This window comes from Acetobacterium paludosum (assembly GCF_008086595.1).
Lineage (GTDB): Bacteria > Bacillota > Clostridia > Eubacteriales > Eubacteriaceae > Acetobacterium > Acetobacterium paludosum.
This window is the reverse complement of sequence record NZ_RXYA01000030.1, coordinates 1-4,753: the sequence shown is the minus strand read 5'-3', so window position 1 is coordinate 4,753 and position 4,753 is coordinate 1. Positions and strand designations below refer to the sequence as shown.

Below are 4,753 nucleotides of genomic sequence, written 5' to 3'. Positions count from 1 at the left end.
AATTACCTCTTGCATTCCTTCTTTCAGACCAGCGTATAGTGGTGGTCTATTTGTTATACTTAAAATCCAACATATAACCTTTTCAAAAAAACTTCAATTTTCTATTGACTTTTTATTTGCAGGCTTGTTAGGTTCTTCTTTTTAACGTTTTTTTTATTTTTTTTACAAAAAAAGGAACTCCTATCCAAGTCAAAATGACTTGTGACAGAAGTTCCAGAATGTGCTGTAGAACTTTGTTTGATATGATCCTCTTTGCGTTGGATCAAACCTGTCGATAAAAGAATGAGTTCCCGACTGATGCCTTTCGGCAATCACGGTAGCGCATCTGTTTGGGATTTTCACCCATATTCCTTTAAGGTAAACTGCGATCGTGCCGCTTTTAAATTTACCCGACCTAATAGAATCTTATGGCTATTCACCACCGATTCCCGGTATTCTTTTATCTTTAAGCTGTATTTAATTTTAGTCTTTCAGTACGAAAAAATGCTCATCTATTAATAGCAAATCTTATTTAATCGCATCTAAATTACAAGCTGAGTATAGCATTGAAATTCCAACATTGCAACCGTTTTTTTGTTTTTTTAATGTCAACGATTGTTTGGCAAAACAGCTTGCGTGAAGTTATCTATCTCTCATATATTTTATCCTGACCTATATAAGTTTTCCGTATTCTGTCGCTCCATGAGCAATGTGATAGACGTATACTGTGTTGCTAATCAGTCGGTAAATACAAACATATTTATCACAAACCAGTATTCGATAGTCCTTGCTTTTAAGTTCTGTATCTGGAATATGTGGGCCGGATAACGGGAATTCTTCCAGCTGTTCCAATGCATTTAGTATTTTGTCTGTTATTTTCTTTGCCGAAATTCGTCCGACCACCAATAAATGATACTCTGCAATTTCTTCCAGCTCTTTTAATGCAGGCGCAAGTATTTCTACCTTACACTGTGGCACTGTATTTCTCCTCAATGCGTTTGCGTGCTTCATCTAATGAAACAGTTGTCTCCCCCGATACTCTTGACGTTTCTGCAACCATTATTTTTGCACGCAGTTTGAGAATCTGTTCTCTCTTTTCAAAAGCATCTATACTCATCACGACGATGTCGCCCTCACCATTTTTAGTGATGTAAATCGGCTCTTCCGTCTCGTGTGCAAGCAAAGATATTGTACCGTAATCATTTCTTAGTGCCGTTGACGATTTAATTATCATGTTCTCATCCCTTTACACAATTATTTTGCTATTATTATATCATTATTCTGCTATGACATCAATCGATTTACAAAAGATTTTTTAGTCGCACTCCGGACATTAAAAAAGCAATGACACAGGTGGTTTCCAACCTATGCCATTGCTCGGCAGAGTTATTGCTCTAGGCCTATCAATACTTATTATTCAGCCGTTCAAATGGCAGCCGTACCCTTTTTTTCAATCCTTGCTTTGGTTTCAAGCCCTGATACCGCATCGTTGAAAAATAAATAATCATGACTGTTTAGGGCTTCTTCTTTGATAATTGTCCAGTCATCTTTTACTTCAACGCGTAAATCGTAACAGGCACTGTTTCCGTATTGGTCAGTGGCATTGATCAGGGTTTCATACTCTCCCCATTCGTTATTATGATCCGCTTCCTTTACGATATAGGTCGCCGTGTCGCCTGTCATTGTTTGGCAAGTCCGTTTATCTGAATTCCCGGGGATATCAATATCATCCTGCCCGTTGGCCGTGGTCCAGGTCGGAAACATGACCTGGTCAACCCCGGTATCATCAACCACCCTGCATTTTATCGTATAACCATTCGTTGAAACATCTGTAATTTCCACGTCTGAGATGGTTGGCGGGCTCACATCCGTCACAATCCCAGTTTGGCCCGCTGCTGAATATCCGGCCTTGTCATAAGCACAAACATTGACCGTGTAGGCGCCTTTTTCCTGATTATGTTCGCTGTATAAAATTCGACAGGACGCCGTATCGCCGCTGACGGTTCCGGTATAAGAAACCAGGTCATCCTGTCCGGCGGCATCCGTCCAAACCGAAAACGTGACATGATCAATGCCCGAGCCGGCATCGGATACATCCGAGGTGACCGTAAATCCTTCTGTATCGATATCTTTAATGGCAATATTGGCTACCCTCGGCGGGGTCACATCATTGCAGAAATCGCCAATATAAATATATCCCTGAAAACCGCCTGAGTAGATTGAATTTTCAGACCCGATCGTGTAGGATGAATTTCGAAACAGAAAACTGTTCCACCCCGACTCTGAAATGGTAACCTGATCACCTGAAATTGCCTCCACAACCGCGACATGACCGCAGGCACTGCCACTCCAACAGGCAATTGCCCCAACCTTTGGTGTCGTCCCGCATGAATACACTTTTCCGGTTGAATTATAATTCCACCATTGATTGGCATTCCCAGCGCATAAATTCGGCTTGCTCCCCAGCAGCTCATAGGCTCGGCCCCAGGCATAGGCTGTACAGTTCGGCATGCCATAACCTGACTGGCAGAAAATATTTTCGGCATAATAGCAGGGATTATTTGTACCCGGTGCTGTAAACCGGGGTTTGAATGAATAGACATTATTATTATCACTCAGAACTTCGAAACTTTCTGCCACCGGCGGCCTTTCTTCCGTAGCATCGGCTGAAACAGCATCTTCTGAAGCCGAATCATCGGCCGTTATGTCAGCCACTGTGGTATCCTCAGCAACATTCGCTGGAACTACTTCCGGGACGGCAGCTTCCGGCACAGCAACTTCCGGGGTTGGTACATTTTCGGCTGGATCAGTCTTACTACTGTCTCCGCTGTTAACCGTATTTGAATCTTCATTGACACTACTATTTGTCGTCTTATTTGAGGTGCTGTTTCCGACAACACTATTTTCCTTCGCCAACACATTAACTGAAAGCATCCCCAGAGTTATCATTAAAACCATCCAAAAACAAAATCCTTTTAACTGTCTCTTTTTCATTGATCCTCCTGTTATTATTTCGTGGTTTTTTGATGAATAACCACAATGATTTTTTTTATTTTCACAATCTTCCTATGGCCTTATTCTGAATGTTTATATAATCGTCTAATTGTTGCAAGTTTTGTGTCTGTAATTCAAACACAACATATTCGGGTTCAATCAGATCAATAATATTTTTAACCAGCGGATGGTCAAATGGCACGTGCCAATCAATTTTTTTAATATGACCAACCGTTTTAATGTATCGTTCAAATTGGTCTTCTGTCTTCAATATTTCTGCATATTCAGATTGATGGTCCGCCGTTAAATAATCTCCCGGCAATGATAAATTGACATGAATTCCCTTGATCCATTCTTTTAGGCTTCCTAGTTTTTCAATCGTTTCGATAATGTATTCCGCCGCTTCTCCGGCCGTTTTCAATTTGGGATTTGTAATCATCAGATGGCTTAAATCCAACATAATTCCTTTGTTTTTATAGTTGATCCGGGCTAAAAAACGTTGCGCTTTTTCCTTGTCCAAAAGCGTCAATCCCGGCCACCATAAATTTTCGAAAAGCAGCATAACATCACTGTTACGATCAAAAGCCTGATTGACCAGTTCCACGGTTGCATCTAATACATCATCATCGGTATAATCGAATGCTCTTGTAAAAGAATGCTCCGTCGTCACATGGGAAACGTGGTAGACCATATACTCCACCCCAAATTCCTGAGCTCTCTGATATTCATTGCGAAAGGCTTCTTTCAGCGTTTCCGGATGGATACCACCATAATATTGACGAACGCCTTCAATTCCGCCAAACATCTCACACACTTTTTCATGATTATTTTTATAAAACTCCAGCCAGGTTGGAAAATATTTTAAGTGAAGACCCTTTAAAATATGACGAGGAAGTGTCTCAAGATATTCTTCATTATAACAAATCAATTCCACCCCATCCAATTGATGTTTTTCTAAAAAGCACTCAACATTTTTCCAATCTTTCTGAAATTTCTCCAGATCACCAGAATAATTTGAAATATTCATCAAATACATTTTCTCTTACCACCACTCATTAGTTGTTGCTGATAAAAGCCTGATCGGTTGAACCCGGAGCGGCGGTTCCTTTCGGCACCAACATGATGCGAATGCCTTCCAGGCGGTAGGCAAAGCCTTCGGTTCCGGCACTTTCGCCGTTTTTAGCCCAGCCCATCCAGCCAATGTTTTCGGCATGAACCTGATAGTAAATATCACAGAGATCGGCATCGGCTCCGGTGAGGCTGATGCGAATGCCTTCCAGCCGTTTGGACTGGCCCTCGGTTCCGCTCATAGCACCATCGGTCTTCGAATCCTGCCAGCCGATATCCTGTACATGGGTCTGATAGCTGACGCCGACATGATAACCGGCATTCTCAATATTGATTTTAATACCTTCCAGTCGCAGCGACTGTCCGGTGGTTCCGCTGAGGTCGCCATTGGCTTTCGTATCCTGCCAGCCAATATCCTGAATCTGAGTCTGGTAGCTGCATTTGATGTTTCCGGTTGCAAAGCTCTGGTCGGTGCTTCCCGGAGCGGCGGCATCTTTGGCCACGACTTTAATTTCGATGGCTTCCAGTCTCAGACTGAGCCCTTCGGTTCCGGCCCTGGCACCGTTTTTGGTCCAGCCCATCCAACCGTAGTTTTCGGCATGGACACGATAATAGATATCAAATTTATCGGCATCGGTTCCGGTCAGTTTGATCTGGATGGCTTCCAGGCGTTTGGACTGACCTTCGGTGCCGCTTAAGGCTCCGTCAGTTC

Annotated in this window: 4 protein-coding genes and 1 pseudogene; all 5 read right to left on the bottom strand. The window is 42.5% G+C overall.

Annotation, left to right across the window (positions count from 1 at the left end):
- Positions 1-651: 651 nt before the first annotated feature.
- Positions 652-957, bottom strand: a complete 306-nt coding sequence (locus tag FZC41_RS16955) for a type II toxin-antitoxin system RelE/ParE family toxin (RefSeq protein ID WP_243136753.1) — start codon at positions 955-957, stop codon at positions 652-654.
- A complete protein-coding gene (locus FZC41_RS16950; protein ID WP_148568635.1) occupies positions 944-1,213 on the bottom strand; it encodes a type II toxin-antitoxin system Phd/YefM family antitoxin in 270 nt (89 codons plus the stop codon). The genes FZC41_RS16955 and FZC41_RS16950 overlap by 14 nt, the downstream gene beginning before the upstream one ends.
- A 191-nt stretch (positions 1,214-1,404) precedes the next feature.
- Positions 1,405-2,973, bottom strand: coding sequence for a GBS Bsp-like repeat-containing protein (locus tag FZC41_RS16945; RefSeq protein WP_148568634.1), 1,569 nt, complete (start codon positions 2,971-2,973; stop codon positions 1,405-1,407).
- Between the two features lie 61 nt (positions 2,974-3,034).
- The gene (locus tag FZC41_RS16940) at positions 3,035-4,000 is read right to left on the bottom strand and encodes a TIM barrel protein (protein ID WP_186855181.1); all 966 of its coding nucleotides are present in this window, start codon (positions 3,998-4,000) and stop codon (positions 3,035-3,037) included.
- A gap of 28 nt (positions 4,001-4,028) precedes the next feature.
- Positions 4,029-4,753 (bottom strand): annotated as a pseudogene (locus tag FZC41_RS16935) (hypothetical protein); the annotation flags it as partial.